This window comes from Arthrobacter sp. 05T410, from assembly GCF_056396505.1.
The window spans coordinates 19,636-45,291 of record NZ_JBFTLP010000022.1 but is presented as its reverse complement, the minus strand read 5'-3'; the positions used below and the strand labels follow the sequence as shown (position 1 = coordinate 45,291).

Here is a 25,656-nt window from a genome sequence, read left to right as displayed (position 1 = left end):
GCGCGCCGCTAGATTCTGGGCCGGCCAGCCCAGCGCCGCGCCTTGAGCCCGGCATGCAGTTCCAGCCGCACCATTCCCTTCAACGGGTCCACGCCCAGCAGCTGGCGGATCCGGCCGAGCCGGTTGTAGATGCTGCTCCGGTGCAGGTGCAGTTTGGCCGCGACTTCCTGGACCGAGCCGTCGTTGTCGTAGAACAGCTCCAGCACGGGCAGCAGCTCGTGGTTGCGGTCATGGTCCTCGAGGAGGCGGAAATACACGGAACCCGCGTCTGCCCAGGCTCCCGCGCCGCCGCCGGCCGAGGCCAGGAGCTGGTAGACGCCGGTGGCCCGGCAGTCGACGAGCTCGCCCAACTGGGGATCCACCGCCGCGGCCTGGGCCGCCTGCCGTGACTGCCGGTAGGCCTCGGCCAGTTCCCGAGGCTTGGCGAATCCCTCGGACGTGCCCAGGATGATCCGCCGGACCGTGCGCCCGGAGCGTTTGGCGAGTTCGAGTTGGTAGTGGACCAGCACCTGGGCGTGGTCGGCGCGTCCCGTGGATTCCTTGAAGAGCACCACCGCGTGGGTCTCCGTGCCGGCGCTGAACAGTGCGGCATCCACCCCGATGGTCGCCTGCAGCGCCGCGGAGCGGTGAATGAGCGTGTCGGCGATGGGATCCGAGCCACCGGCCCAGCCATCCGCGTCCAGGACGGTCACCAGCTGCCAGGGTCCCTTGCCCTGGACCTCTTTCCAGCCCGCGACGGCCGCCGCCGCGTTGGCCTCGCCGGCGCACGCGGCCAGGAACTCCTGTTCGCGCCGGCGCCGGAACTCGGACTCGGCCGTATTGGAATCCAGCAGCAGGGTGGACAGTTGTTCCAGCTCCGGGGCCACGTCCGGCAGCTGGGCGAGGACGGTCGCGGCGCTGGGTTCCTCAGCGTCGAGCTGGACCCACAGGTACCCCACCCGGAAGCCCCGCACCAGCAGCGGCACGCACACGCGCCCGAGCATGCCGAGGTCCGCGTTGGCCGGCACGACGACCGGCCGGACCGCCGTCGCGATCCCGTGGGAGAGCTGCCACGCGATGACGTCCACGGGGACACGCTTACTGAGCAGGAAGTTCACCCGGACGCGGTCCGCATGGGATTGGTTGGAACTGTAGGCGAGGAGCAGACCGTCGAGGTCCTCGAGGGAGAGGCCGCGGCCCAGCCGCTGCGCCACCTGCTCCACGAGCTGCTCCACGTCCTGCTGCTGCATCCTGCCAGACTACTGCCCCCGCCCGCCGCACTGCGAATGCAGCCGGGACGGACACCAGCCGACACCTGACGCCCGCTCCATCGACAAATGTCTATCCCCGGTTTTGAAAAACCCCGGAATGACGCGGCGGGCGCCCAATGCCCGGCGGCGGCACCTGTCGCGTGCCTCACAGCGGGATTTATTCTGGAAGTACGAATCCCCCACTCATCCAGGCCCACGAGGCCCCACCTACTGGAGCTAACAAATGATCATCGGCGTACCCAAAGAGATCAAGAACAACGAGTTCCGCGTCGCCATCACGGCGGCCGGCGTCCATGAATTCCGGACCCACGGCCACGAGGTCCTCGTCGAGCGCGGCGCGGGGCTGGGCTCCGGCATCACGGATGAGGAATACGCGATCGCCGGTGCCGAGATCGTCGCCGAAACCGACGACGTCTGGGGCCGCGCCGACATGGTGCTGAAGGTCAAGGAACCGGTCAAGGCCGAATACCACCGCTTCCGCAAGGGCCTGATCCTCTTCACCTACCTGCACCTGGCCGCCGAACCGGAACTGACCCAGGCCCTGATCAACTCCGGCGTCACCGCCATCGCCTACGAGACCGTCCAGGAGGGCAGGTCCCTGCCGCTGCTGGCCCCGATGTCCGAGGTTGCCGGCCGGCTGTCCGTGCAGGTCGGCGCCACGTCCCTGATGGCGCCGGCTGGCGGCAAGGGCGTGCTGCTCGGCGGCGTCCCGGGCGTCCGTCCGGCCAAGGTCGTTGTCCTCGGCGCCGGTGTTGCCGGCACCAACGCTGCCGCCATGGCCCTGGGCCTGGGTGCCGACGTCACCATCCTGGACATCAACATCAACCGCCTGCGCGAACTGGACGCCCAGTACCAAGGCCGCCTGAAGACTGTCGCGTCCAACAAGTACGAGATCGAGAAGTCCGTGGTCGACGCCGACCTCGTGATCGGTTCGGTCCTGATCCCCGGCGCCAAGGCACCGAAGCTCGTCACCAACGAGCTCGTGTCCCGGATGAAGCCCGGCTCCGTGCTGGTGGACATCGCCGTGGACCAGGGCGGCTGCTTCGAGGACACGCACCCCACCACGCACCAGGAACCGACGTACAAGGTCCACAACACGATCTTCTACTGCGTCGCCAACATGCCCGGCGCCGTCCCGAACACCTCCACGTACGCGCTGACCAACGTCACCCTGCGCTACGCCGTCTCGCTGGCGAACCTGGGTGTCAAGGCTGCGTTTGAGCGCGACGCCGCCCTGGCCGCCGGCCTGAACATCGCCGGCGGCAAGGTTGCGCACCGCTCGGTCTCCGAGGCGCACAACCTGCCCCTCGTCGCCGACTGGCACGAGCTGGTCTCCGCGTAGCCAACACATCTCCGCGTAGCCAGCACTTCATCGGCTGCTCCTCCCCACCGGCCCCCTCGCCTCGCAAGCTCGGCCAGGGAACCCTGCCGGTGTGGGCCCAAACCGCCCTTTTTTGGACACCCAGAAGGGCGTTTTCGGAGCAGCCGATGGCTGTTTAAGCCCGCACCGTGCCGAGAACCTAGGCCAGGGACCGGGCCTGCTCGATCAGCTGCAACACCTGGAGCGGGCCCGCGGGGTCGACGGGGACGGGCAGCGACGAGCTTGCGCCGCCGTCGGCGATCTTGGCGGCCAGGATCCGGTAAAACTCGGGGTAGGCGCCGCGCTCGGTGGGCAGCCGGTCCAGGTGCCCGTCGCGCCCCAGCAGCCCGGCCCAGTCCGGATCTTCCACGCCGTAGTCGGCATCCAGCGGGCTTCCCCCGGCCAGGATGTACGGCTCCTGCGGGTCCACGCCGTGCTTGGTGAAACCGCCCTCGCTGCCCAGGATGCGGTAGCGCGGGCCCTGCTGGGCGCACAGCATGTTCATCCACAGGTGGCTGGTCACCCCGGAGCTGTGCCGCAGGACCAGGAAGACGTCGTCGTCCGCCTTGGCTCCGGGCCGCCGGGCCGCCAGCTCCGCGTGAATGAGCGTGGCCGGTCCAAAAAGCTGCACGGCCTGGTCCAGCAGGTGGGTGCCGAGGTCAAACAGCACCCCGCCGCCGTCGTCCGCCGTTGCGGCCGCCTTCCATGCTTTGGGGACGTCGGGCGACCACCGCTCGAAGCGGGACTCAAAGCGGCTCACGGTGCCGAAGGCTCCGGTGTCCATGAGGGCCTTAACGGTGAGGAAGTCGCCGTCCCAGCGCCGGTTCTGGAACACCGTGAGCACCCGGCCCAGCCGCCCGGCCAGGTCGATGAGCTCCTGCCCCTCGGCGCTGCTGACAGCGAAGGGCTTGTCGACGACGACGTCGAGGCCGGCTTCCAGCGCCGCTTTCGCGAGTGGGTAGTGGGTGGCGGGCGGCGTGCCGAGCACCAGCAGGTCCAGTTCGCCGGCGAGCTCCAGGATATCGGCCGGGGTGTCGACGATCCTGGCCGCCGGATAGCTGTGTGCGGCGGCAGATCTCCTGGCGGCGTCGGAGGTGGCAATGGCATCGAGCGAATAGGCCGGGTTTGCGGCGATGAACGGGGCGTGGAAGACGCTGCCCGAAAGGCCGAAACCGGCGACGGCGGTGCGGATGGGCCGGGTTGAATCGTTGCTCATGGTGCCAAGGCTACCGGCTGGGCATGCACCGGGGCGCCTGTCCGGCAGGGCTTAATCGAACGAGGCCGGCGCCGCCCGGAAGCTTCCAGGGGCACCGGCCTCGGCCGTGCTGCTTGTTAGTGCGTGGTGCTTGCCGGGACTAGCTCTTCTGCCAGCCGACGACGCTCCAGTCCGGGGTCTGGAACAGGGCCGCACCGTAGTTGGCCAGGCCCGTGCGGGCGAAGTAGATCTGCGGGCCGTTCATGATCACGCCCATGGAGAAGTACTTCTCCATGTGCTTCTTCTCGACGTCCATGGCGGCCTTGTTGCGCTGGGCGTCATCCTGGATGGAGGCAAGGTCCTTGATGGCCTTGTCCAGTTCGGCGTCGCCGAGTTCGTTCTCGTTGGTCTTGGAATCGTAGAACTGCTTCACGCCGGAGGTGGCGTCGGCGCCTACCGTGTAGCCGCTGATGGTGAGCTGGAAGTCGCGGCTGCCAACCACCTTGCCGAAGTCGGCGTCACCGCGCTGGTCGATGCCAACGTCCATGCCGGCCGCCTGAAGCTGCTTCTGCAGCGTCTGAACGGTGGCGAGGCCGGTGGGGTCGTCACCGAAGTTGGTGATCTTGAACGACGCCGGGACGCCGTCCTTTTCCATGATGCCCTTGGCGTTGGCCTTGTAGCCGGCCTCGGTCAGGACCTTCTTGGCCGCGTCGGCGCCGGTTTCCTTGACCGGGTAGTTGTCCTGGTAGTACTTCGAGAACGGCATCAGCATCATGGAGCCCGAGCTGTTCTCTTCCCAGTTCAGTCCGCCAAAGCGGACGGCGCGGATGGCGGGGCGGTCCACGGCGGTGAAGATTGCCTTGCGGACTGCGACGTCGGTGAGCGGGGCCTTGAGGGCGTTGAGGTTCAGGCCGCCGGCGAAGAGGCGCTGGCCGCGGCGGACCTCGGAGTTCTTGGAGCCTTCAAGCTGCTTGTACTTCGTCAGCGTGCGGCCGTCGGCCATGTCGATTTCGCCGTTCTTGAAGGCGGCGATCTCGGCGCTGGCCTCCAACTGGCGGAAGATCACCTTGTCCAGGACCGGCTTCTCGCCCCACCACTTGTCATTCGGCACGAGGGAGACAGTCTTCGCGGCGGAGTCAAACTTGTCGACCTTGAACGGGCCTGCCATCCACTCGGGGTGCAGTTCGCCCGTGAAGCCGGTGTTGAAGATTTCGGGAGTGTTCACGGTCTGCGGGATGAAGCCGCCGAACATGTCACTGAGCGGGTACACCGGCTGTGTGGTGGTGACAACGACTTCCTTGTCGCTGCTTCCCGCCTTGACGGAGTCGATGAACTCGTAGGCCCCGGAGCTGACGATGTCGATGTCCTTGTTCTGGCCATTGAGCATCTTCCACGTGTTCTCGAACGTGGCGGCGTTGATCGGGGTGCCGTCGTTGTAGGCGGCCTTCGGGTTGATCTTGATGGTGATGGTCTGCTTGCCGTCTTTGACCTCGCTCTTGAAGTCTTCGCAGAAGTTCTTGTTGAGGTTGGCGGTGCCGTCGAAGTCCAGCTTCCAGCAGCCCACGTAGCCGGCCTCGTCGATCGGGTAGTGCAGTTCGGTGTTGTCCGCCGAGTTGCCCGCGTTGGAGAAGCCGTTGAAGTCCGGTCCGATGTTACCCAGCGGCAGCGTCACGGTACCGCCCTGCTGCAGGTCGGCGGCCTTCTTGGCGTTGACGCTGACCAGCTTGCTCAGGTCGCCGGAGGCATCCTGGGCCTTGGCGCTCTGGGCGGTGGTTGAGGCGCCACCGCTGCCGCAAGCGGTCAGCGCGAGGGCTGCCACGACGGCGGTGAGGCCGCCGATCCTGGTCCGATTTTTCATGTGATCCCCTTCATTTTTTCATGCGAGTGTGATGCGTGGGTTCTCGGGTAGTGTGCTGGTCCGGTGATTCAGTGGTTTTCGTGGACAACCAGCATGTCCGCGTCCAGTTCGCCGTCCGGGTAGAAGCAGGCGAACTGCTGGTCGGTGGCGGACGCTTCGAGGGCCGGCTCCAGGGTCAGGCACTTCTCCTGCCTGGCCGGCGGCAGGGCCGCGAACACGGGACAGCGGGTGGCGAAGTTGCAGCCTGCCGGCGCTTCCAGCGGCGAGGGCAGGTCGCCCTGGAGGATGATCCGCTCGCGGGTGCGCTCCAGCTCCGGATCCGGTACCGGGATCGCGGAGAGCAGGGCACGGGTATAGGGGTGGCGGGGGTTGTCAAAGACGGCGTCGACGTCGCCGATCTCCACGATCTTGCCCAGGTACATGACGGCAACGCGGTTGGAGATGTGCCGGACCACGGAGAGGTCATGGGCCACCATGAGGTAGCTGAGGCCGAGTTCGGCACGGAGCTTGTCCAGGAGGTTGATGACGCCGGCCTGCACCGATACGTCGAGGGCGGAGACGGGCTCGTCCAGGACCACCAGCCGGGGGTTCACCGCGAGGGCGCGGGCAATGCCGATGCGCTGGCGCTGGCCGCCGGAGAACTGGTTGGGGAACCGGTTGACGTGGTCGGCCTGCAGGCCCACCAGCTCCATAAGCTCCATGATCCGCTTCCGGATGGCAGCCTTGGGCATGCCCAGGTTTTCCATCGGCTCGGCCAGGACCTCGTAGACGGTGAAGCGCGGATCCAGTGCCCCGGTGGGATCCTGGAACACCATCTGCAGTTCCTTGCGCATGGCGCTCTTGGCCCGGGCGTCCGCGGCCTGCTTGTTGCTCAGCCCGCCGATCACCACCTCGCCGTCCTGGTCCTTGTGGAACTCCATGATTTCCAGCAGGGTGGTGGTCTTTCCGCAGCCCGACTCCCCCACGATCGAGAAGCACTCGCCCTCACGGATATCGAAGCTCAGCCCGTCCACGGCCTTCACCGTGCCGATCCTGCGCTTGATCAGGGCGCCCTTCATCAGCGGAAAGTGCTTCCTGACGTCGCGGAGTTCCAGGACAGTCTTGCGTTCGTGCCGGGGAAGGCTGTCAAAGCGGGATACCGGCACGGCCGGGACGGCGAAAACCGTGTGGACATCGACGTCGGCGAGGGCCTCGCTCTTGATGCACGCGGCCCTGTGCCCGGTGCCGGGCGCCACCGCCCGAAGGTCCGGTTCGCCGTCGAGGCAGGCCTCGCTGGCCAGCGGGCACCGCGGCGCGAACGAACAGCCGGTGGGCGGCTGGGTGAGGTTCGGGGGGATGCCGTCGATCGGCACCAGCGACGATTTTTCCGCGACGTCCACGCGCGGGACCGCACCGAGCAGGCCCATCGTGTAGGGCATCCGCGGGCTGTAGTAGATGTCATCGACGCTGCCGGTCTCCACCGGCCTGCCCGCGTACATCACCATGATGTCGTCCGCCATGCCGGCGACCACGCCGAGGTCGTGCGTGATCATGACGACCGCGGCGCCGGTCTCCTCCTGGGCGGCGTGGAGCACCTCGAGGACCTGCGCCTGGATGGTGACGTCCAGCGCCGTCGTCGGCTCATCGGCGATCAGAACCCGCGGGTTGTTGGCGATCGCGATGGCGATCATGACGCGCTGGCGCATGCCGCCGGAGAACTCGTGCGGGAAGGCCTTGAGCCGGTCCTTCGGGCTGGGGATGCCGACCAACCCCAGGAGTTCGACGGCGCGTGCCTCCTTGGCCTGCTTGCTCATGGTCGGGTTGTGGACGGTCAGGGCCTCGATGATCTGGGTGCCGACCGTGTAGACCGGGGTCAGGGAGGACAGCGGGTCCTGGAACACCATGGCGAGGTCGCTGCCGCGGTGGCGGCACATGGCCTTGTCGCTGAGCCCCAGGAGCTCCTTGCCCTGCAGCCGGACGGAACCGGTGATTTCCGCCGTCGCGGGCAGCAGGCCCATGATCGCCATGGACGTGACGGATTTGCCGGAGCCGGACTCGCCCACAATGCCCAGCGTCTTGCCGGGCATCACGTCGAAGTCGACGCCGCGGACCGCGTGCACCACGCCGTTTTCCGTGTTGAAGCGGACGTTGAGGTCCCGGACGGAGAGGACCGCGCTCGTGGGGGCGTGCAGCCCGGCGGCGTGGAGGCGCTCGGCGGTCCCTTGCGCGGTGTCCCGTGCGGTGGTGTTGCTGGTCATTTGCTCTTCTTCTGTGTCTTGCCGGTGGCGCCGCCGGTGGCGTGGCCAGTGGCCTTGCTCCTCTTGGCGCGGCCAACGGAGCTGGAGCTGGGGTCGAACGCGTCGCGGAGGCCGTCGTTCATCATGGCGAGCGAGCCGGTCAGCAGGAACATCACGATCAGGGGCGCCCAGAACATCCACGGAAAGGTGGAAACCTGGGAGGTCGACTGGCCGATCAGGACGCCCAGGCTCACGTCGGGGACCTTGATGCCGATGCCGATGAAGGAGAACGCGACCTCGGCGAGGATGGCGCCGGTGACGCCGCGGGTGACTTCCAGGACCAGCAGGGAGCCGATGTTCGGCACGAGGTGGCGCCAGACGATCCGGCGCGGCGGGATGCCCATGTACTGGGAGGCTTTGACGAAGTCACGCTGCATGAGGGAGAGCGACAGGGACCTGATGAGGCGTGCGGTCCCCATCCAGCTGAAGACCAGCAGCACGATGATGAGCAGCAGCCAGCTCGGGACGGTGTTCTTCAGGCCGTTGGCGCCGCCGCTCGTGGCCACCGCGACTACCAGCAGGGCCGGCATCATGATCAGGGCTTCGAGGATGAACAGCATGACCTTGTCCACCTTGCGGCCGAAGAACGCCATGGTGCAGCCGTAGACGGCGGCGATCAGCACCGAGACGAGGCCGACGACGACGCCGATCAGGATGGAGACCCTGGTGCCCTCGACGGTCAGGGCGTAGAGGTCGATCCCGGCCTGGGAGGTGCCCAGCAGGTGCTCCGCGGAGGGCGGCATGCCGATGTTGAAGGGGTCGATGGTCTCCTTGTCCCAGCTGCCGAAGAAGCCGCCGATGAAGGAGAAGAGGGTCAGGGCCAGGAAGATGGCGAGGCCGGCGACGGCTGTCCGGTTGCGCAGGAAGCGCCGCAGGATGATGCGCGACTTGCCGATCACGACCTCGTCGTCGCCGAACTTTCCTTCGTCCAGGACGGCGGCTGGGTCAATCGTGTTGAGGTTGGTCATGATTACTGCACCCGCACTCTCGGGTCCACGAGCGTGGTGGCGAAGTCGGCGAGGATCGCTCCGACCGCGAAGATGACGGAGCCGTAGGCGAGGGTCGCGGTGGCCGCGTTGACGTCCTGCAGGGCAATTGAATCGATGGACCAGGACCCGACGCCGTGCCAGGCGAAGATTTTCTCGGCGAAGAAGCCGCCGGCGAAGATGGCCGGGATGGTGAACGCAATGCTCTGCGCCACGGGGATGAAGGACACCCGCAGGGCGTGCCGGCTGATGGCCTGGTTGCGGGTCAGGCCCTTGGCCCGCGCCGTCCTGACGAAGTCGGCGTTGACGTTGTCAAGCAGATACTGGCGCTGGGCGATCTGGTATGCGCCCCAGCCCACAATCGTGATGGCGAACGTGGGCACGGCGTAGTGGGCGAGCATGTCGACGAACTGGGCCCAGCCGTCGCCGTCCAGGCCCGGGGTGGAGATGCCGGTGACAAAGAAGACCCGCTCCCCGACCGACTCGTTGATGTTGATGGCGCCCAGCTGCACCAGGAAGTAGGCGATCGGTGCGGGGACGATGTACATGAGGTAGCTGTACGAGGTGATGGCCCGGTCCGAGGCCTTGTACTGCCGGGCCGCGGTGAAGACGCCGAGGGCGACGCCGATCACGAGGGTCAGGATGATCGAGGCCAGGAAGAGCCGGGTTGAGATCCAGACCCGGTCGCCGAACTCGGCGTTGATGAAGGCACCGTTGGGGCTCCGTCCCCAGTCCCAGCGGGTGAGAATGGCGGTGAGCCAGTCGACGTAGCGCTCCCACGGGTTGAGGGTGGGATCGAGCCCCTTGAGCCGGAAGGAATTGACCACCTGCTCGGGCGTGGGCCGCGGAATCCGCTCCTGCTCAAGCAGCGCCGGCTGCAGCGTGCTCACAGCCAGGAGATAGCCGGCACTGGTGGTCAGGAAGATCATGAAGGCATACGTGAGCGCACGTTTGGCGAGATATCTAAGCATGGAGCGGCTAGTTCTGGATCGCCGTTGCCTGAGCAGATCCGTGCGTCACGGCTGCGGCCGCACGGGCGGGCCCGCCTGTGCCAGGGACAAGATTATTCACAACGTCGATCCTTCCGTCGTCCCCATCCGGCAGCGGGTTCCGCAGCCGGTTCGGGAGTATGGGCCGGCTGGTTTCCGGCCGCCCGCATGCCTTGCGGCTGAGCCCTTGTGGGCTATGTTGCGGGTCACATTCCAGAGGAAGCTATCACATTAGCCGGGCTCCGCCGGGCTCTCACGGGCCGCGACACGGCGGCCTCGCTACAGATCGTTATGAATAACTCCGTGGAATGGATTTGGCCCACGGAACCGGCTGCGCCGTTAGGAGCCGCACACTACGCGCGTGACAAGCTCCCGCCAGGTGTCCGCAAGGCGCTCCGGCGCAATCCCGTGCACGCCGACGGAATGGAGCAACAGTTCCGGCTCCAGCGACGCCCCGAGGGCCGACGCCATGACCCACGGGTCCGCCGTCACGCCGGCTTCGCGCAGCAGCATCTCGAGATGACGGCGCCAGAGGACGGCCGGCGGGACATCGAACCTGTTGTAGACCGAGGCGTCGGCGGCCCGCGCCAGCTCCCCGAATTCCAGGATCCAGTCAATGCGGGCGGCGCCCACGGCGATCAGCCGCTCCAGGGGCGGCGCGCCGGGACCTACCGGGGGCGGACCAAACATGAACCGGCCCTGGAATTCGGCCTCGGCGTCGCTAAGGAGCGCCATCATCAGCCCGGCACGGCTGCCGAACCGCCGGAAGACCGTCCCTTTTCCAACTCCGGCGCGCTGCGCCAGCCGGTCCATGGTGAGGGCGTCGGCGCTGGATTCCTCAACGATTTCCCGGGCGGCGCAGAGCAGGAGCTCCCTGTTGCGCATCGCGTCGCTGCGCGCTGATTCTGCGGCGGGCGCGGCGGGGCGCCCTGCCCCGGACTGGGCACCGGGACGGATCGGGATAAGGCTCACACCGCTGATTCTAGCGCCCCGGAATATAACCGGACCGCAGTCCGTTTAGGATTGGTGAAGGCCCCAAAGCCTCACGATCCACCAGCCGCCGGAATCACCCCGCGGCGTGATGCACAGGAGTACACATGTCCAAGAAGACCATCCTCACTCTCGTCGGCAGCCTTCGCGCCGGCTCCACCAACCTGCAGCTGGCCGAGGCCATCGCGCTCAACGCCCCGGAACAGGTGGACGTGGTCATTCACGAGAGCCTGGGCAACATCCCCTTCTACAACGAGGACATCGACGTCGAAGGCCAGGTGCCCGCGGCCGCCGCCGCCCTGCGGGCCGCCGCCAACGAGGCCGACACCATTCTGCTGGTCACGCCGGAGCATAACGGCACCGTCCCGGCATCGCTGAAGAACGCCATCGACTGGCTGTCGCGCCCCTTCGGCGCAGGCGCCCTGTCCGGCAAGCCCACCGCGGTTGTCGGAACCGCCTTTGGCCAGTTCGGCGGCGTATGGGCCCAGGACGAGGCCCGCAAGGCCGTCGGCATCGCCGGCGCCCAGGTCCTCGAAAACGTCAAGCTGGCAGTCCCGGGCTCGATGGTCCGCTTCGCCGAGGTTCACCCCAAGGACGACGCCGAAGTTGTCGAGCAGATCAAGGGCGTGTTCGACGCGCTGGCTGAGGCTCCCGCTGCGGAAGCGGCGTAAGCTACCGCACCCCGCACTCCGCTCCAGATACCTCCCGGGCCCCCGGCAGCACACGGCTGCCGGGGGCCTCGGGCCGCCCGGAGCATCCCGGCCGCTTTCGGCCCGGGCATTATCTGGAAACAATCGTTTCCCCCAAGACAACACGGGTAGTATCCTTGGGTTTGTGACCCACGAAACACTTGATGCCGCCGCAGCAGTACTTCCGGCCGAGGCCATTGACGCAATCGAACGTGCGGCTACGTCCGCCCACCGCCACGAGATCCTGTTCTCGGAGCGCGCAGCAAATATCAAGCAGTCGGCGGTCCGGGATGTCTTCGACATCTCGATGCGCCCCGGACTCGTTTCCCTCGCCGGGGGCAGCCCCTACCTGCAGTCCCTGCCGCTGGAACGCCTGGGCCAGACCGCCGCGAAGATCATCGCCGAGCAGGGGATGACCGCCCTGCAGTACGGCGGCGGCCAAGGCACTGAAGAGCTCCGCATCCAGATCTGCGAGGTCATGGCGGCAGAGGGGATCCTGGACGCCGACCCCGCGAACATCGTCATCACGGCCGGCTCACAGTCCGCGCAGGATGTGGCCACCAAGGTTTTCTGCAATCCGGGCGACGTGGTCCTCGTGGAGGACCCCACCTATGTCGGGGCCCTCAACACCTTCGAGGCCTACCAGGTGGAGGTCGAAACGGTGCCGATGGACGGTGACGGCATCATCCCTGATCTGCTGGAGGCAAAGATCGCCGCCCTCCAGACCGCGGGCAAGAACGTCAAGTTCCTCTACACCATTCCCAGCTTCAACAACCCGTCCGGCATCACCCTGTCCGCGGAACGCCGGCAATCAGTGGTGGATATATGCCGTCGCGCGAATATTCTGGTGCTGGAGGACAACCCCTACGGCCTGCTCCGCTTCGACGGCAAGCCGCTCACCCCACTGCGGGCGGCCAACCCGGATGACGTCATCTACATGGGGTCCTTTTCCAAGATCTTCGCCCCGGGCCTGCGGATCGGCTGGGCCCTGGTCCCGGCCCACCTGCAGCGCAGGTACTACCTGGCGTCGGAGGCCGTCACCCTGTGCCCGCCGACGCTGAACCAGATGCTGGTGTCGGCCTATCTGCGCGACTACGACTGGCGCGGCCAGATCGAGACGTACCGGGGGCTGTACCAGGAACGTTGCGAGGCAATGCTGGCCGCCTTGGCCGACTACATGCCGGAGGGACTGACCTGGACGCGCCCCGAGGGCGGCTTCTTCGTGTGGGTTACGCTGCCCGACGGCGTGGATACTTACCCGCTGCTGAGGAAGGCCATCGACGCCGGCGTCGTCTTCATTCCGGGAGCGGCCTTTACAAACTCGGACGACCCGTCGAACAAGATCCGGCTGGCGTTCAGCGCGGTGCCGCCCGAATCGATCCGCGAGGGTGTGCGGCGGCTCGCGCCGGTCCTGCGGGAAGCCCTGGCCGCCCTGTAGCGTGAACACCGGCAGGATCCATGCGGGGCCTCGACTGGGGCGCGCTGGGGCCAGTTGATCGGCCAGGCACACTAAACAGCATTACTCGTTGAAAGAGGAGCGGTCCATGACCGGAATAATCGTTGTCGGCGTCGACGGCAGTGAAACTGCCCTGCGGGCGGCGCACACCGCGCGCGACCTCGCAGTTTCCGTGGGGGCGACACTTCATGTGGTCAGCGCCTTTGACAGCGACAAGACACAGGTCTTCGGCAGCGGCAGTGACCAGTGGATCGTTTCCGACGCCGGCAACGCGGAAACGGTTGCGCGCTCGGTCGCGGAAGGCCTGCGCCGCCCGGACATCACCGTCACGTACGCCGCCGCGCGGGGCAAGCCGGCCGAGGCCCTGATCCGGGAAGCCGAACGGACCAGTGCCTTGATGATCGTGGTCGGCAACCGGCGCATGAGCGGAATCGGCCGGGTCTTGGGGAGCGTTGCGAACAGCGTGGCCCACAACGCCCCCTGTGACGTCTACATCGCCAAGACCGACGCCGACTGAGGCGCTACCGCTGCTTCGGTGCCGCTGCTGGCACGGCGGCTTGGCCGGTGTCTGAGCCTGCAGACCCAAGCATCCGCCGCAGGATTTTTCCTGAGGCGGATTTCGGCACGGCGTCGATGAACTCAACCTGTCGGATTTTCTTGAACGGCGCCACCCGGGCCGCCACGAAGTCCATGACGCCCGCCAGGTCCAAGGCATCGCCGTCCGCGCCCGGCTGGCGGACCACGAACGCCTTGGGCACTTCCTGGCCGTCGGCGTCGAGGGAGCCGACCACCGCGGAGTCGGCGATGCCGGGGTGGGTGAGGAGCAGCGCCTCCAGTTCCGCCGGGGCGATCTGGTAGCCGTTGTACTTGATCAGTTCCTTGAGCCGGTCCACGACCGTCACCACCCCGTCCGCCCGCACCGTGGCGATGTCCCCTGTGCGCAGGAAGCCGTCCGCGTCCAGGGTGTCCGCGGTTTCCTGCGGCCGGTTGAGGTAGCCGAGCATCACATTCGGCCCGCGGCACAACAGGTGCCCCGGCGCGCTGGTCCCTTCCGCGGGAACCGGGATCTCCTCCCCCGTGGCCGGGTCCACGAGGCGGCACTGCATGTTCGGCACCGTGTACCCCACGGAACTGACGGGGGCCCTGAGCCCATCGCGGCCTTCGCGCGGAATGAGGTGCGATACCGGGCTCATCTCGGTCATGCCGTAGCCCTGCAGGACCTGGCAGCCGAGGCGTTCGGCCAGGCGCGTGCCAAGTTCGCCGTCCAGCGGTGCCGCGCCGGAAAGGGTGGTGTGCACCGAGCCGAGGTCGTACTCGGCAACGAGCGGGTGCTTGGACAGCGCCACGGCCACGGGAGGCGCGATGAACAGGTAGCTGCACCGGTGGTCCTGGATGATCCGCAGGAACTCGGGCAGGTCGAACCGGGGCATGGTCACAAGCCTGGCCCGCTGGCGCAGCGCGAGGTTCAGCAGCACGGTCAGCCCGTAGATGTGGAAAAACGGGAGCAGCGCCAGGACCCGGTCTTCGGGGCCGACGTCGAGCAGACCCCTGGCCTGTTCCACGTTGGCGACCAGGTTGCGGTGGCTGAGCATGACCCCCTTCGGCCGGCCGGTGGTGCCGGAGGAGTAGGGCAGCACGGCCACATGCGTGGCGGGATCGAACGAGACGCGGGGTGCCGGTGCGCCCAAGGCGAGCAAGTCGGCCAGCGAGGGGTGGCCGTCGGCGCCGTCGAGCACCACGAGCCGTGAGGCAGGGATCCCGGTCCTTTCGGCGGCCTCCCGGGCGGCCGGCAGCAGCGCCGATACGGTGAAGAGCCAGTCCGCGCCGGCGTCGGTGAGCTGGGTGGCGATCTCGTCGGCCGTGTACAGGGCGTTGATGGTGGTGACCGTTGCGCCTGCCCGGAGCAGGCCGTGGAAGACGGTCGCAAAGGCGGGGACGTTGGGACACAGGATGGCGGCCACGCCGTGCACGCCCAGGCCCTGGGCGGCGACGGCACCGGCGAGGGCGTCGATCTGCCCGCGCAGCGCCCGGTAGGTGGTCTCCGCACCGCTGGCGCCATCGACGACGGCGATCCGGTCCAGGTCCTCCTCTGCCAGAGCGCCGAAGAGGTAGTCGTAAATGCCGAGGTTGGGAACATCGACGTCGGGGTACGGGCTTGAAAACACGCAACATCTCCTTTGATCCGCTTCCGCCCGGGCTGTCGGCGGCTGGTGCCACTCTAGTGCCGGGCGTAGCCGCGGGACAGGAGGGCGCGGACTTGGCTGTGTCCGGTCGCGGCCGTGTCCGGACTTGATGAGGATCACCCTTTGTCGTGGGCAGCCTCACCGCCCAGCGGGCCGCCCGGCGCGGACCGGCTCAGTAAAATGGGAGGTGCCCTGCGATGGTGCGGACGTCCGAGAACCCACCTACCAAGGGAGCCCCATGATCACTCTTCAGCGCCGCCAGCTGGTTGGCCACGACATCCTGCTGGCCCGGCACGGCAACCACATCAGCGCCATGCGCGTGGACCGCGGTGCCGGTCGCGTTGTCGCGTTCCTGGACGACGGATCGACGGACAGCGCACCCAACCTGATTGCCCCGGGACTGCGCATGCCCGACACCTTGCGCAGCGTGTTCCGGGAGGACTGGAAGTTCCTGACGGGAATCAGCGCGTGCTGCGCGGGGCTCGCGGGCCTGATGTTTGCCGCCTCGGCCGCCCTCGCCGGCATGAGCGGCGATCCCGCGCTGGTCCAGATCATGACCGCATACTCGGGAAACTGAGCGGCCCGGGCCAGGCTGGCCACTGGGAAACCCCAACACTGAGAAACCCCGCCGCTGAAAGGTTCAGCGGCGGGGTTCTGCGGTTTCGCGGCCGGTTTCGTGGCCGGTTTCGCCGGCTAGTCCAGCAGCAGGGCCGGCTCTTCCAGGATGGCGGCGACGTCGGCCATGAAGCGGGCCGAAAGGTCGCCGTCCACCACGCGGTGGTCGAAGGAGCCGCCGAGGGTGGTGATCCAGCGCGGAATGACTTCGCCGTCCAGGACCCAAGGCTTTTGCTTGATGGTGCCGAACGCCACGATGGCGACCTCGCCCGGGTTGATGATCGGCGTTCCGGTGTCGATCCCGAGGGCGCCGATGTTGGTCACGGTGAGCGTGCCGCCGCGCATCTGGGCAGGCTGGGTCTTGCCGGCCCGCGCCGTCGTGGCGAGCTCGTTCAGGGCCAGGGCCAGTTGCTTGAGCGAGAGGTCCTGGGCGTTCTTGATGTTCGGCACCATCAGCCCGCGGGGCGTGGCGGCCGCGATGCCCAGGTTCATGAAGTGCTTGACGTGGATCTCCGCGGAATCGCTGCCGTCCGGGTTGTCCACCCACGTTGCGTTGACACTCGGGTTTCGCGCCGCGGCCCAAATGACCGCCTTGGCCAGGATCAGCAGCGGGGAGACCTTGATGCCTTCGAAGTCGCGGGAGGCCTTGAGGCGTTTGACGAATTCCATGGTGCGGCTGGCATCGACGTCGACAAAGATGCTGACGTGCGGCGCAGCAAACGCGGATTCGACCATGGCCTTCGCGGTGGCTTTGCGGACTCCCTTGACCGGGATCCGCTCGATCCGCTGGTCCTGCGGGCGGCCGGACTTGCCCCAGAACGAGTCCGCCTTGTCCACCTCGGCGTCCCGCTGGGCCTGGTAGCTCACCAGGTCCTCGCGGGTCACTTCACCGCGGGCGCCGGTAGGCACGACATCGGCCAGGTTGATCCCGAGGTCCCGGGCGATCTTGCGGACCGGCGGCTTGGCCAGCACCTTGCCGACCAGGCCGCTGATGGCACCGCCGAAGGTGGGGCGCGCCTCAACGGAGCCGGCGGGGCCCGTGGCCGCGTCGGCAGGGCGGCTGGCCGCGTCCGGGTTGATCCATATGTCGTGGGCCTCCACCCCCACCTGCTCCACCACCGGAGCGGCAGCGCCGGTGGCTGCCGCGGCGGACGGGGCGTCGTGGCCGGCTGCCGCAGGGGCGGAAATCCGCCGCCGGCGTTTGACGGCGTCGGCCTTGGGACCGGAGCCCACGAGCGGCCCGCCGGCCGGGCGCCCGGCTGGTTCGCCGGCGTCGGAGTCATCAGCCGGAAGCGTGCCGTACATGGGCGCGGCGGCAGCCTGCTCCTGGGCTACAGGCGCCGGGGCGGGTGCCGCGGCGGCCGGCGCCGGGGCGTCGGCGGCGTCGCTCACGCTGATGATCGGCGTGCCGACATCCACCGTGACTCCCTCGGGCACCAGCAGTTCCGTGACGGTCCCGGCGAACGGTGAGGGCAGTTCCACCAGGGATTTGGCCGTCTCGATCTCGCACAGGACGTCGTTGACGGCCACGGTATCGCCGGCCTTGACCTTCCAGGCGACGATTTCGGCCTCTGTCAGCCCTTCGCCGACGTCGGGAAGGTTGAACTTGTTGAGCGTCATGGGTCCTCGTCAGTACGCCAGGGCGCGGTCGAGCGCCTCAAGGATGCGGTCGATGTCCGGCAGGTAGTCTTCTTCGACCTTGGCCACGGGATAGGGCATGTGGAATCCCCCGACGCGGATGACGGGGGCCTCCAGTGAATGGAACGCCCGCTCGCTGATCCGCGCGGCGATTTCGCCGCCGATGCCGCCGAATGTGGGGGCCTCGTGGGCCACGATCAGCCGGCCGGTTTTCCGGACCGAGGCCGTGACGGTGTCGAAGTCGATCGGCGAGATGGAACGGAGGTCGATCACCTCGACGCTGTGGCCGTCCTCGGCGGCGGCCTCGGCCGCTGCGAGGGCCACGGGCACCAGCGGGCCGTAAACGACGACGGTCGCGTCGGTGCCCTCGCGGAGCACATGCGCCTTGAAGGGGTCAGCGGACGCACCCGGGGTCTCGGTGTCGACCTCACCCTTGAGCCAGTAGCGGCGCTTGGGCTCGAAGACGATCACGGGATCCTGGCAGTCAACGGCCTGCTGGATCATCCAGTAGGCATCGTGCGGATTGGAGGGGGTGATGATGCGCAGCCCGGCCGTGTGGGCGAACAGTGCCTCCGGCGATTCGGAGTGGTGTTCAATGGAGCCGATGCCGCCGCCGTACGGAATCCGGATGACGACGGGAACGGTCAGGTTGCCGTTGCTGCGCGAGTGCATCTTGGCCAGCTGGGTGGTGATCTGGTTGAACCCCGGGAACACGAAACCGTCGAACTGGATCTCGCAGACCGGCTGGTAGCCGCGCAGGGAGAGGCCGATGGCGGTGCCGATAATGCCGGATTCGGCCAGCGGGGTATCGACCACGCGGTCGGCGCCGAATTCGGCGATCAGCCCGTCGGTGACCCGGTAGACGCCGCCAAGGGCCCCGATGTCCTCGCCCATCAGCAGCGAGCGGGGGTTGTTGTTCAACGTGGCCCGCAGGCCCTCATTGATGGCTTTCGCAATGGTCATGGTGGTCATCAGCGGGCCGCCCTGTCTGTCTCGGCTGTGCGTGCCTCATCGGCGGACGCCTCATCGGCGAACCCTGCGCTGTATTCCTCGAACCAGGCCAGTTCCTCGGCCACCAGCGGGTGGGCCTCCACATAGGTGTTGGCGAAGGCGGTCCGGATGTCCGGGGTTTCGAGGTCGTGGGTGGTCTTGCGGACATAGGCGGCGAGCTCGTCGCCGTCGGCCTTGACCTGCTCGAAGAAGCTGTCATCCGCGAGGCCCTGGGCCCGGAGATACTTCTCCAGCCGGGCCAGCGGGTCCTTGGCACGCCAGAGGCTTTCTTCGGCGGATGCGCGGTATTTGGTGGGGTCATCGGCCGTGGTGTGCGCCCCGACCCGGTAGGTGAACGCCTCGATGAGTACGGGCCCATGGCCCTCGCGGGCCCGCTCCAGCGCCCATTCCGTGACGGCGTGGACGGCGATCACGTCATTGCCGTCCACCCTGATACCGGGGAAGCCGTAGCCTTTGGCGCGGTTGGCGAGCGGGATGCGGGTCTGCACGGAGCTTGGCACGGAGATGGCCCAGTGGTTGTTCTGGCAGAAGAAGACCACGGGCGCCTGGTAGGAAGCGGCGAACACCATGGATTCATGGACGTCCCCTTCGGAGCTGGCGCCGTCGCCGAAATACACCATGACGGCGGCGTTCGGCTCCACGGCCTGTCCCGCCTCACCGCTGGCGACGGCGTTGGCGGCCGCCAGTTTCTGGTCCCGCTGGATGCCCATGGCGTACCCGACGGCGTGCGGGGTCTGGGCGGCCAGGACCAGCGTGTAGAGGTGGAAGTTCGTGTCTTTCGGGTTCCAGCCGCCGTTGGAGACGCCCCGGAACTGGCGCAGCAGCTCGGCCAGGTCCACGTTTCGCGTCAGGGCCACGCCGTGCTCGCGGTAGGTGGGGAAGATGTAGTCCTGCGGCTGGCTGGCCCGTCCGGAGCCGATCTGGGCGGCTTCCTGTCCGGTGAGCGGGACCCACAGGGCCAGCTGGCCCTGCCGCTGCAGGGCGGTGGCCTCCACGTCGAAGCGGCGGATCTTGGCCATATCCGCGTAGAAGCCGCGCAGGGTGCCCGGGTCCAGCTTCTCGGCGTATTTTGAGAAAACCGGGTCCGAGCCCAGGGTGCCGTCCGGGTCCAGCAACTGCACCATCGGCTCGGCCGGGGCACCCAGTTGGGCCTCGGCCTCCGCTTCGAGCTGGTCATCCATCCCGGTTCCGTCGAACTCGGTAGAGGGCAGATGTGTGGCGCCCATACCGTCTCCTTGCTTGCCGCATCCGAATGCGCCGCAATCGCTGGGATATATGCCGGACCAGGAATACATTCCAGGTCCGGCATATATTTTGGCTTACTGGTCCCTACTTTATCCGCACGGGGCGGCCTGAGCGCGCAGTGTTAAGCGCTAGGAACGCCGCGGCGGTTTTGTATAGATCGCACAGAGCTCCAGGAAACGGGTGTTGGCTTCCGTTTCGCCGATGCTGACCCGGACGCCCTCGTTGCCGAAGGCCCGTACGGACAGCGCCCGTTCCGCCGCCAGGGCGGCAAATTCCGCGCTGTTTTCGCCCAGATTGAGCCAGACAAAGTTGCCCTGGGCCTCCGGGACGAACCACCCGAGCTCACGCAGTCCCGCCGTGACCCTGTCCCGTTCGTCCACCAGGCTTTGTACCCTTTCTACAACATCGGCGAAGTGCTCGAGCGACGTCACGGCTGCCGTTTCCGCGATCTGGGACACGGCGAAGGGGGTGGCACTGACGCGCAGGTGCTGCGTCAGTTCGGGCCTGGAGACGCTGTAGCCCACGCGGAGTCCGGCGAGGCCGTGCGCTTTTGAGAAGGTCCGCAGGACGACGACGTTGGGGTACTTGCGGTACATGGCGATGCCGTCCACGGCGTCGCCGGCGCGCACGAATTCCTGGTAGGCCTCGTCGATGACCACCACGACGTCGGCCGGAACGGCCTGGATGAAGTGCTCCGTTTCCTCGGCCGTCAGGATGGGTCCGGTGGGGTTGTTGGGCGTGCACAGCAGGATCATCCGGGTCCGCGCAGTCACTGCGGCGGCCATGGCGTCCAGGTCATGCCGCCCGTCGGATGTCAGCGGGATCCGGACGCTCTCGGCGCCGGCCAGTCCTACGCAGATCGGGTAGGCCTCGAACGAGCGCCAGGCGTAGATGACCTCGTCGGCCTTGCCGTCGTCGTTCTGGCCGGCGAAGGTGGTCAGCAGCTGGTTCAGGGCGCCCAGGCTGCCGGCGCCCGTGACGATGTCCTCGGCGGGAACATCCAGGAAGCGGGCGAGCGCTTCACGCAGCCTGCTGCTGAGCGGATCGGGGTAGCGGTTGAAATCGGTCTGCGCCGCGATGGCCTGCTGCACTGCAGGGATCGGGGGCAACGGGTTCTCGTTGGAGGACAACTTGTAGCTGGTCAGGCCTTCCACGGGGACGGGGGGTTTTCCGGCCGCGTAGCGGGGGAGGAGGTCTACCACCGGACGGGGCCTGATGCCCCCGGCCGGATTCTCTGATGAAGTCATGCCAACTAGCCTACTTCGGGTCGCTGCCGCAGTTGCGGGAGCCGATTGCTGTCCGTAGGGGATAGCCGTTGCTGACATGGGGAATATGGTCCCTGCCGTCGCCGCCGGGCGTATGACAGCATGGGGCCATGCGCTCAATCATCGTACGAGTCATCATCAACGGGCTGGCCCTTGCAATCGCCTGCTGGATCCTCACCGGGCTGGATATTTCCACCCAGAGTGACGGCACCATCAGCATCATCTTGGGCTACCTGTTCATCGGCTTGATCTTCGGTCTGGTCAATGCCTTCGTCAAGCCCATTGTCAGCCTCCTCTCGCTGCCGATCACTATCCTCACCCTGGGCCTGTTCACCGTGGTCATCAACGCCGCGATGCTCTACTTGACCTCCTGGATCAGCAGCTACACCACTGTGCACTTCACCATCGACTCGTTCTTCTGGACTGCCGTGTTCGCCGCCATCATCATCAGTCTGGTGTCCCTCGTGGCGAGCTTCCTTCCTGCCCTCGATCGTTAGAAGCGCCCGTGCCGCGCGGCGTGCCCGAAGTGGTTGCGGGCGTTGCCCGCGGTTCCGGCCGGGCCTCACGCCGGAGCGAGAACCTGGTCACCGACGCCGCCCCGCCGGTCCCCACCACTGCGGCCAGTGCCGCGGTGGAGTTCTGCAGGGTGTTGTCCCGGCTCGCGGAGACGAGCGCGGCCCCGTCAGCGTAATTCTCCAGCCGGTGCCCGGGACCCAGGCCGAAATCCTGTGGCGGCGGCACCGCCAGCGGGTTGGTGAGGGTCACGGTCACCCGGTCCCTGGTGTCCGGGTTCGCCAGTCCGTCCGCCCCCGGCACCCAGTCCTGCTCATGTTCGAGGTGCAGGCTGCGGATCCCCGGCGCGGGGCTGATCCCGCCCACCGGCGAGCCCGCGGTCAGCACGAACTTGAGGTCGTACTCGGCTAGGACAGCACGGTCCTTGCTGAGATTCATCGCGTGGATCCCGCCCTGGCTGTAGCCGACGGCCACGAGCTGATCCCCGGCCTCGGCCCCGGCCTGCCGCAACGCCTCCCTGATGGCCTGCGCCGTCGACGCCGAGTCATAGCCCAGGGCCTCGGCGATTCCGGCGGGGTCAAAGGGGTTGGTTCCTTCCGGCAGGGCGCCCTGCTGGGTTCCGGGGATGATCACCACCCACGCGGGCCGGGAACCGCCGTCGACCTCGATAACCTCGATCCGGCCGCCTTGCTCTCCCACTGCCCCGGCCCGCCGCAGCAGCCCGGCCGGTGAGAGGTCGACGTCGGCCGTAAACGTCTCCCGGCCCACGATGCTGACGGGGCGGGGCTTGAGGAACACGAGCCCCGGCGCTTCCGAGGCGTCCCGCACCAGGCGGCGGACGTCAGCGGGCCCGGCCAGGGCGCTGGCCACGGCGGCCAAAGGCCAGGGCAGGCCAAGCAGCACGGCGAGATTCCGGGGCGCCATGGCGACCCAGCCTTCAACAGTGCCGCGCACCCCGGGCAGGGCGAAGGGCTCCGGTGCTGCGCCGTACTCGGAGCCGTGCAGTCCCATCCGCAGCAGCAGGGCATTCCGGGCTTCGGCATATTCGTATTCGCGGTGACTGGCGCGGACGTCGTCGCCGATCCGCTGAAGCTGGGACCGGACGCGTCCGACCTCCCGGCCGGCCTCCCCCACAGCGATGATGGCGTTGCTGCCGCTGGTGTAGGAGTCGGACTGGTAGGGAAAGAGTGCGCGCCGGACGGTGTCGGCCTCAACCTCAACCGATTGCAGCTGCCGCACCAGCCCGTCCAGTGCCGCGGCACCCGCCAGCAGCTCCTCAAACTGGAAGCTCACCCCGCCGATTCCGCCCCGGATGAGCAGGCTGCCGTCGCGCGGCGGCGCGGAAACCCCGGGGCCGCCGCCGGAGCCCGCCGGACTCGACTCGGCCATCAGGGTCCCATCTGGTCCGTGGGCTGCGCCACGTTCCGGGCATGCCGGAGCACCACGGCAACAGCATCGAGCAGCGCATCCCGGCTTCGGTGCAGCGCCGCCGCGTGCAGGGACAAGGCCACACGGTAGGCGCGGCCGGCCGGTGACTGCCACGACTGCAGCTCAAGGCGGGCGAGGGCGGCGAGCACCGCATCAGCCTCATCGGCGCACCGCGCAACGCGCGCAGCAAACTGCTGGACTTCATAACTGCGCGAAGCGCACTCAAGGGCGTCGGCGGCCGTCACGCCAAGAACCGCCATGTCCTGCACCGCCACACTGCCCGCCGGTCCCGGTGCTATCCCGTTGACCGGCCTCATCCCGGCCTCACCCCGGCCTCACCCCAGTGACCTGTCTCATCCAGCTGCCCATGAACCGACGCTAGCGGGGCGGCCTGTGCCCGCTGAAGAGAGCCGCCCGGCTATGTGGACAACATCCCGGACCGCCATGCGCTGCCAGCCGGCAATGTCATCCGGCAATGTCATAAGGACGGGGGCGCTTAAGGCCCGGCGGCACTTCGTGAAAGAATCGCCATATGCCTGAAACTGCCGCCACAGCTGATACCCGCACGCCGTCCGGACGCCTGGCCCTCGCCGCGTCCGACCACCAGATCGCGCTCGGCCCGCTGGATGGCCGCTACCAGTCCGCCGTCGCGCCGCTGGTCGACTACCTTTCCGAGGCTGCCCTGAACCGCGACCGCGTGGCTGTGGAGGTCGAGTGGCTGATCCACCTGACCGGCAACAGCGTCCTGCCCGGGGCCGGACCGCTCACGGCGGAACAACAGGAGCAACTGCGTGCGATCGTCACGGAGTTCGACGCCGCCTCCGTCACCGAACTCGCCGAGATCGAGGCCGTTACGGTCCACGATGTCAAGGCCGTGGAGTACTACATCGGCCGCCGCCTGCCCGGCATCGGAATCGATCACCTGACCGCCATGGTGCACTTCGGCTGCACCTCGGAAGACATCAACAACCTCTCCTACGCCCTGGGCATCAAGGGGGCCGTGGAGGACGTGTGGCTGCCTGCGGCCCGCGCCCTCGTCGGCCAGATCAGCGCCATGGCCCGGGACAACCGCGCCGTGCCGATGCTCTCCCGCACCCACGGCCAGCCCGCCACGCCCACCACGCTGGGCAAGGAACTGGCAGTCATCGCGCACCGGCTCAACCGGCAGCTGGACCGGATCGCCCGCACCGAATACCTCGGCAAGATCAACGGCGCCACCGGCACCTACGCCGCCCACGTCGCGTCCGTCCCGGGCGCCGACTGGGAGCACGTCGCCAAGGGCTTCGTCGAAGGCCTCGGCCTGACCTGGAACCCGCTGACCACGCAGATCGAAAGCCATGACTGGCAGGCCGAACTCTATGCGGACGTCGCGCGTTTCAACCGCATCCTGCACAACGTCTGCACCGACATCTGGAGCTACATCTCGATCGGGTACTTTGTGCAGATCCCGGTGGCAGGCGCCACGGGCTCCTCAACCATGCCGCACAAGGTGAACCCGATCCGTTTCGAAAACGCCGAGGCCAACCTCGAGATCTCCTCCGGCCTGCTGGACGTCCTCGGCTCCACCCTGGTCACCTCCCGCTGGCAGCGCGATCTCACCGACTCCTCCTCGCAGCGCAACATCGGTGTGGCGTTCGGCCACTCGCTTCTCGCCATCTCGAACGTTGCCAAGGGCCTGGACCGGCTCAAGGTTGCCGAGGACGTGCTGGCCGCGGACCTGGACACCAACTGGGAAGTCCTCGGCGAGGCCATCCAGATGGTCATGCGCGCCGAGGCCATCGCCGGTGTCGACGGCATGGAAAACCCGTACGAGCGGCTCAAGGACCTGACCCGCGGACAGCGCGTGGATGCCGCCCGGATGCAGGAATTCGTCCAGAGCCTCGGCCTGTCCGCCGACGCCGAAGCCCGCCTGCTGGCGCTGACCCCGGGCAAGTACACGGGCATCGCGGACCAGCTGGTGGACCACCTCAAATGAGGCTTCTGCTCATCCGGCACGGCCAGACGCCCGGCAATGTGCTGGGCCAGCTGGACACGGCGCACCCGGGGCCCGGGCTGACCGAACTCGGCAAGCGTCAGGCCGAGACGTTGTCCCGCGCCTTGGCGAACGAGCGGATCCTTGCCCTGTACGCCTCCACCCTGGTTCGGACGCAGATCACAGCGGCACCGCTCGCCCGGGCGCACGGGCTGGAAACCGAGGTGCTGGAGGGCCTTCACGAGATCGAGGCCGGGTCGCTGGAAAAGCGCACCGACCACGAATCGCACAAGCAGTACATCGGCACCATTTTTTCGTGGGCGGACGGCGAGCTGGACCGCCGGATGCCTGCCGGTCCCAGCGGCCGGGACTTCTTTGAGCGCTACGACGCCGCGATCGCCAAAATAGCGGGACGGACAAACGGGGCGGGGGGCTCAGGATCCGTGGCCGTGGTCAGCCACGGCGCAGCCATCCGGGTGTGGGCCGGCCTGCGGGCGGACAACATCGAACCGGACTTTGCCATCAGGCACGTGCTGGACAACACCGGAATCGTGGCGCTGGAAGGCGATCCCGCCAACGGCTGGGAACTCATCCACTGGGACGACAGTCCCGTGGGCGGACTGGCACTGGCGGATCCGACGGCGGAGGATCCCACCGGCCGTCCGGCGTAGCGGGCCCGTCCGTCCCCGGCGGGCGAACAGGCCGTCCCTGCGGGGCGTACCGGGTCTGGACTGCTC

22 protein-coding genes are annotated in these 25,656 nt (G+C 67.6%); 8 read left to right on the top strand and 14 right to left on the bottom strand.

Annotated features, from left to right (window positions below; all coding sequences use genetic code 11):
* Positions 1-8 precede the first annotated feature (8 nt).
* Positions 9-1,229, bottom strand: a complete 1,221-nt coding sequence (locus tag AC1DFR_RS19010) for a PucR family transcriptional regulator (protein WP_223914951.1) — start codon at positions 1,227-1,229, stop codon at positions 9-11.
* Between the two features lie 244 nt (positions 1,230-1,473).
* On the opposite strand from AC1DFR_RS19010, the gene ald reads away from it, so the two are divergent.
* Complete coding sequence (gene ald / locus AC1DFR_RS19005) at positions 1,474-2,592, top strand: alanine dehydrogenase (RefSeq protein ID WP_476872288.1); 1,119 nt, start codon at positions 1,474-1,476, stop codon at positions 2,590-2,592.
* A gap of 178 nt (positions 2,593-2,770) precedes the next feature.
* Here the strand turns inward: ald and AC1DFR_RS19000 are convergent, their stop codons facing one another.
* From AC1DFR_RS19000 to AC1DFR_RS18975, 6 genes are all read right to left on the bottom strand, one after another.
* Positions 2,771-3,826: a Gfo/Idh/MocA family protein gene (locus AC1DFR_RS19000; protein WP_476874181.1), complete on the bottom strand. Its 1,056-nt coding sequence runs from the start codon at positions 3,824-3,826 to the stop codon at positions 2,771-2,773.
* Between the two features lie 139 nt (positions 3,827-3,965).
* Positions 3,966-5,663, bottom strand: coding sequence for an ABC transporter family substrate-binding protein (locus AC1DFR_RS18995; protein WP_230006921.1), 1,698 nt, complete (start codon positions 5,661-5,663; stop codon positions 3,966-3,968).
* A 68-nt stretch (positions 5,664-5,731) separates the two neighbouring features.
* Positions 5,732-7,900, bottom strand: coding sequence for a dipeptide ABC transporter ATP-binding protein (locus tag AC1DFR_RS18990; protein ID WP_476874180.1), 2,169 nt, complete (start codon positions 7,898-7,900; stop codon positions 5,732-5,734).
* Positions 7,897-8,907 carry an ABC transporter permease gene (locus tag AC1DFR_RS18985; RefSeq protein WP_230010032.1) on the bottom strand — a complete coding sequence of 337 codons (1,011 nt, stop codon included), beginning with the start codon at positions 8,905-8,907 and terminating at the stop codon, positions 7,897-7,899. Before AC1DFR_RS18985 ends, AC1DFR_RS18990 begins: the two co-directional genes overlap by 4 nt.
* A gap of 2 nt (positions 8,908-8,909) precedes the next feature.
* Entirely contained in the window at positions 8,910-9,896 is a 987-nt protein-coding gene (locus AC1DFR_RS18980) for an ABC transporter permease (RefSeq protein ID WP_476874179.1), read from the bottom strand.
* 357 nt (positions 9,897-10,253) lie between these two features.
* Positions 10,254-10,886, bottom strand: coding sequence for a TetR/AcrR family transcriptional regulator (locus tag AC1DFR_RS18975; protein WP_476874178.1), 633 nt, complete (start codon positions 10,884-10,886; stop codon positions 10,254-10,256).
* A gap of 125 nt (positions 10,887-11,011) precedes the next feature.
* On the opposite strand from AC1DFR_RS18975, the gene AC1DFR_RS18970 reads away from it, so the two are divergent.
* The 3 genes from AC1DFR_RS18970 to AC1DFR_RS18960 all read left to right on the top strand — a co-directional run bounded on the left by AC1DFR_RS18970 (position 11,012) and on the right by AC1DFR_RS18960 (position 13,566).
* Positions 11,012-11,575 (top strand): NAD(P)H-dependent oxidoreductase, encoded by a 564-nt coding sequence (locus AC1DFR_RS18970; protein WP_018775397.1) that lies wholly within the window; start codon positions 11,012-11,014, stop codon positions 11,573-11,575.
* A 163-nt stretch (positions 11,576-11,738) separates the two neighbouring features.
* On the top strand, positions 11,739-13,031 hold the full coding sequence (locus tag AC1DFR_RS18965) for an aminotransferase-like domain-containing protein (RefSeq protein WP_476857699.1): 1,293 nt from the start codon (positions 11,739-11,741) through the stop codon (positions 13,029-13,031).
* A gap of 106 nt (positions 13,032-13,137) precedes the next feature.
* Positions 13,138-13,566 carry a universal stress protein gene (locus AC1DFR_RS18960; protein WP_223914942.1) on the top strand — a complete coding sequence of 143 codons (429 nt, stop codon included), beginning with the start codon at positions 13,138-13,140 and terminating at the stop codon, positions 13,564-13,566.
* A 4-nt stretch (positions 13,567-13,570) separates the two neighbouring features.
* Here the strand turns inward: AC1DFR_RS18960 and AC1DFR_RS18955 are convergent, their stop codons facing one another.
* Positions 13,571-15,214: an AMP-binding protein gene (locus AC1DFR_RS18955; RefSeq protein ID WP_476874177.1), complete on the bottom strand. Its 1,644-nt coding sequence runs from the start codon at positions 15,212-15,214 to the stop codon at positions 13,571-13,573.
* Between the two features lie 256 nt (positions 15,215-15,470).
* Between AC1DFR_RS18955 and AC1DFR_RS18950 the strand changes: the two genes are divergently transcribed.
* Entirely contained in the window at positions 15,471-15,809 is a 339-nt protein-coding gene (locus AC1DFR_RS18950) for a hypothetical protein (RefSeq protein ID WP_476874176.1), read from the top strand.
* Positions 15,810-15,925: 116 nt separating this feature from the next.
* Here AC1DFR_RS18950 and AC1DFR_RS18945 read toward each other — a convergent pair whose 3' ends face one another.
* From AC1DFR_RS18945 to AC1DFR_RS18930, 4 genes are all read right to left on the bottom strand, one after another.
* Positions 15,926-17,467, bottom strand: coding sequence for a dihydrolipoamide acetyltransferase family protein (locus AC1DFR_RS18945; protein ID WP_476874175.1), 1,542 nt, complete (start codon positions 17,465-17,467; stop codon positions 15,926-15,928).
* Between the two features lie 9 nt (positions 17,468-17,476).
* Positions 17,477-18,457: an alpha-ketoacid dehydrogenase subunit beta gene (locus tag AC1DFR_RS18940; RefSeq protein ID WP_090582226.1), complete on the bottom strand. Its 981-nt coding sequence runs from the start codon at positions 18,455-18,457 to the stop codon at positions 17,477-17,479.
* Positions 18,457-19,722 (bottom strand): pyruvate dehydrogenase (acetyl-transferring) E1 component subunit alpha, encoded by a 1,266-nt coding sequence (gene pdhA / locus AC1DFR_RS18935; protein WP_476851435.1) that lies wholly within the window; start codon positions 19,720-19,722, stop codon positions 18,457-18,459. The genes AC1DFR_RS18940 and pdhA overlap by 1 nt, the downstream gene beginning before the upstream one ends.
* A 147-nt stretch (positions 19,723-19,869) precedes the next feature.
* A complete protein-coding gene (locus AC1DFR_RS18930) occupies positions 19,870-20,988 on the bottom strand; it encodes a histidinol-phosphate transaminase (protein WP_476857695.1) in 1,119 nt (372 codons plus the stop codon).
* Positions 20,989-21,116: 128 nt separating this feature from the next.
* Between AC1DFR_RS18930 and AC1DFR_RS18925 the strand changes: the two genes are divergently transcribed.
* Complete coding sequence (locus AC1DFR_RS18925; protein ID WP_028277592.1) at positions 21,117-21,503, top strand: phage holin family protein; 387 nt, start codon at positions 21,117-21,119, stop codon at positions 21,501-21,503.
* On the opposite strand, the gene AC1DFR_RS18920 is transcribed toward AC1DFR_RS18925, so the two are convergent.
* Positions 21,454-22,908 carry a hypothetical protein gene (locus tag AC1DFR_RS18920; protein WP_476857694.1) on the bottom strand — a complete coding sequence of 485 codons (1,455 nt, stop codon included), beginning with the start codon at positions 22,906-22,908 and terminating at the stop codon, positions 21,454-21,456. The two genes, AC1DFR_RS18925 and AC1DFR_RS18920, sit on opposite strands and share 50 nt — an antisense overlap.
* Positions 22,908-23,207 (bottom strand): hypothetical protein, encoded by a 300-nt coding sequence (locus tag AC1DFR_RS18915; RefSeq protein WP_476857693.1) that lies wholly within the window; start codon positions 23,205-23,207, stop codon positions 22,908-22,910. The genes AC1DFR_RS18920 and AC1DFR_RS18915 overlap by 1 nt, the downstream gene beginning before the upstream one ends.
* Before the next feature lie 272 nt (positions 23,208-23,479).
* Here AC1DFR_RS18915 and purB point away from each other — a divergent pair, with 272 nt between their 5' ends.
* Both purB and AC1DFR_RS18905 read left to right on the top strand, forming a co-directional pair.
* On the top strand, positions 23,480-24,922 hold the full coding sequence (purB, locus tag AC1DFR_RS18910) for an adenylosuccinate lyase (RefSeq protein ID WP_476874174.1): 1,443 nt from the start codon (positions 23,480-23,482) through the stop codon (positions 24,920-24,922).
* The gene (locus AC1DFR_RS18905) at positions 24,919-25,590 is read left to right on the top strand and encodes a histidine phosphatase family protein (RefSeq protein ID WP_476874173.1); all 672 of its coding nucleotides are present in this window, start codon (positions 24,919-24,921) and stop codon (positions 25,588-25,590) included. The genes purB and AC1DFR_RS18905 overlap by 4 nt, the downstream gene beginning before the upstream one ends.
* The last annotated feature ends 66 nt before the right edge of the window (positions 25,591-25,656 follow it).

Excerpts from the sequence above, each read along its gene's own strand:
- AC1DFR_RS19010 (WP_223914951.1), bottom strand. The coding sequence starts at position 1,229 with ATGCAGCAGCAGGACGTGGAGCAGCTCGTGGAGCAGGTGGCGCAGCGG.
- ald (WP_476872288.1), top strand. The coding sequence starts at position 1,474 with ATGATCATCGGCGTACCCAAAGAGATCAAGAACAACGAGTTCCGCGTC.
- AC1DFR_RS19000 (WP_476874181.1), bottom strand. The coding sequence starts at position 3,826 with ATGAGCAACGATTCAACCCGGCCCATCCGCACCGCCGTCGCCGGTTTC.
- AC1DFR_RS18995 (WP_230006921.1), bottom strand. The coding sequence starts at position 5,663 with ATGAAAAATCGGACCAGGATCGGCGGCCTCACCGCCGTCGTGGCAGCC.
- AC1DFR_RS18990 (WP_476874180.1), bottom strand. The coding sequence starts at position 7,900 with ATGACCAGCAACACCACCGCACGGGACACCGCGCAAGGGACCGCCGAG.
- AC1DFR_RS18985 (WP_230010032.1), bottom strand. The coding sequence starts at position 8,907 with ATGACCAACCTCAACACGATTGACCCAGCCGCCGTCCTGGACGAAGGA.
- AC1DFR_RS18980 (WP_476874179.1), bottom strand. The coding sequence starts at position 9,896 with ATGCTTAGATATCTCGCCAAACGTGCGCTCACGTATGCCTTCATGATC.
- AC1DFR_RS18970 (WP_018775397.1), top strand. The coding sequence starts at position 11,012 with ATGTCCAAGAAGACCATCCTCACTCTCGTCGGCAGCCTTCGCGCCGGC.
- AC1DFR_RS18960 (WP_223914942.1), top strand. The coding sequence starts at position 13,138 with ATGACCGGAATAATCGTTGTCGGCGTCGACGGCAGTGAAACTGCCCTG.
- AC1DFR_RS18950 (WP_476874176.1), top strand. The coding sequence starts at position 15,471 with ATGATCACTCTTCAGCGCCGCCAGCTGGTTGGCCACGACATCCTGCTG.
- AC1DFR_RS18945 (WP_476874175.1), bottom strand. The coding sequence starts at position 17,467 with ATGACGCTCAACAAGTTCAACCTTCCCGACGTCGGCGAAGGGCTGACA.
- AC1DFR_RS18940 (WP_090582226.1), bottom strand. The coding sequence starts at position 18,457 with ATGACCACCATGACCATTGCGAAAGCCATCAATGAGGGCCTGCGGGCC.
- pdhA (WP_476851435.1), bottom strand. The coding sequence starts at position 19,722 with ATGGGCGCCACACATCTGCCCTCTACCGAGTTCGACGGAACCGGGATG.
- AC1DFR_RS18930 (WP_476857695.1), bottom strand. The coding sequence starts at position 20,988 with ATGACTTCATCAGAGAATCCGGCCGGGGGCATCAGGCCCCGTCCGGTG.
- AC1DFR_RS18925 (WP_028277592.1), top strand. The coding sequence starts at position 21,117 with ATGCGCTCAATCATCGTACGAGTCATCATCAACGGGCTGGCCCTTGCA.
- AC1DFR_RS18920 (WP_476857694.1), bottom strand. The coding sequence starts at position 22,908 with ATGGCCGAGTCGAGTCCGGCGGGCTCCGGCGGCGGCCCCGGGGTTTCC.
- AC1DFR_RS18915 (WP_476857693.1), bottom strand. The coding sequence starts at position 23,207 with ATGGCGGTTCTTGGCGTGACGGCCGCCGACGCCCTTGAGTGCGCTTCG.
- purB (WP_476874174.1), top strand. The coding sequence starts at position 23,480 with ATGCCTGAAACTGCCGCCACAGCTGATACCCGCACGCCGTCCGGACGC.
- AC1DFR_RS18905 (WP_476874173.1), top strand. The coding sequence starts at position 24,919 with ATGAGGCTTCTGCTCATCCGGCACGGCCAGACGCCCGGCAATGTGCTG.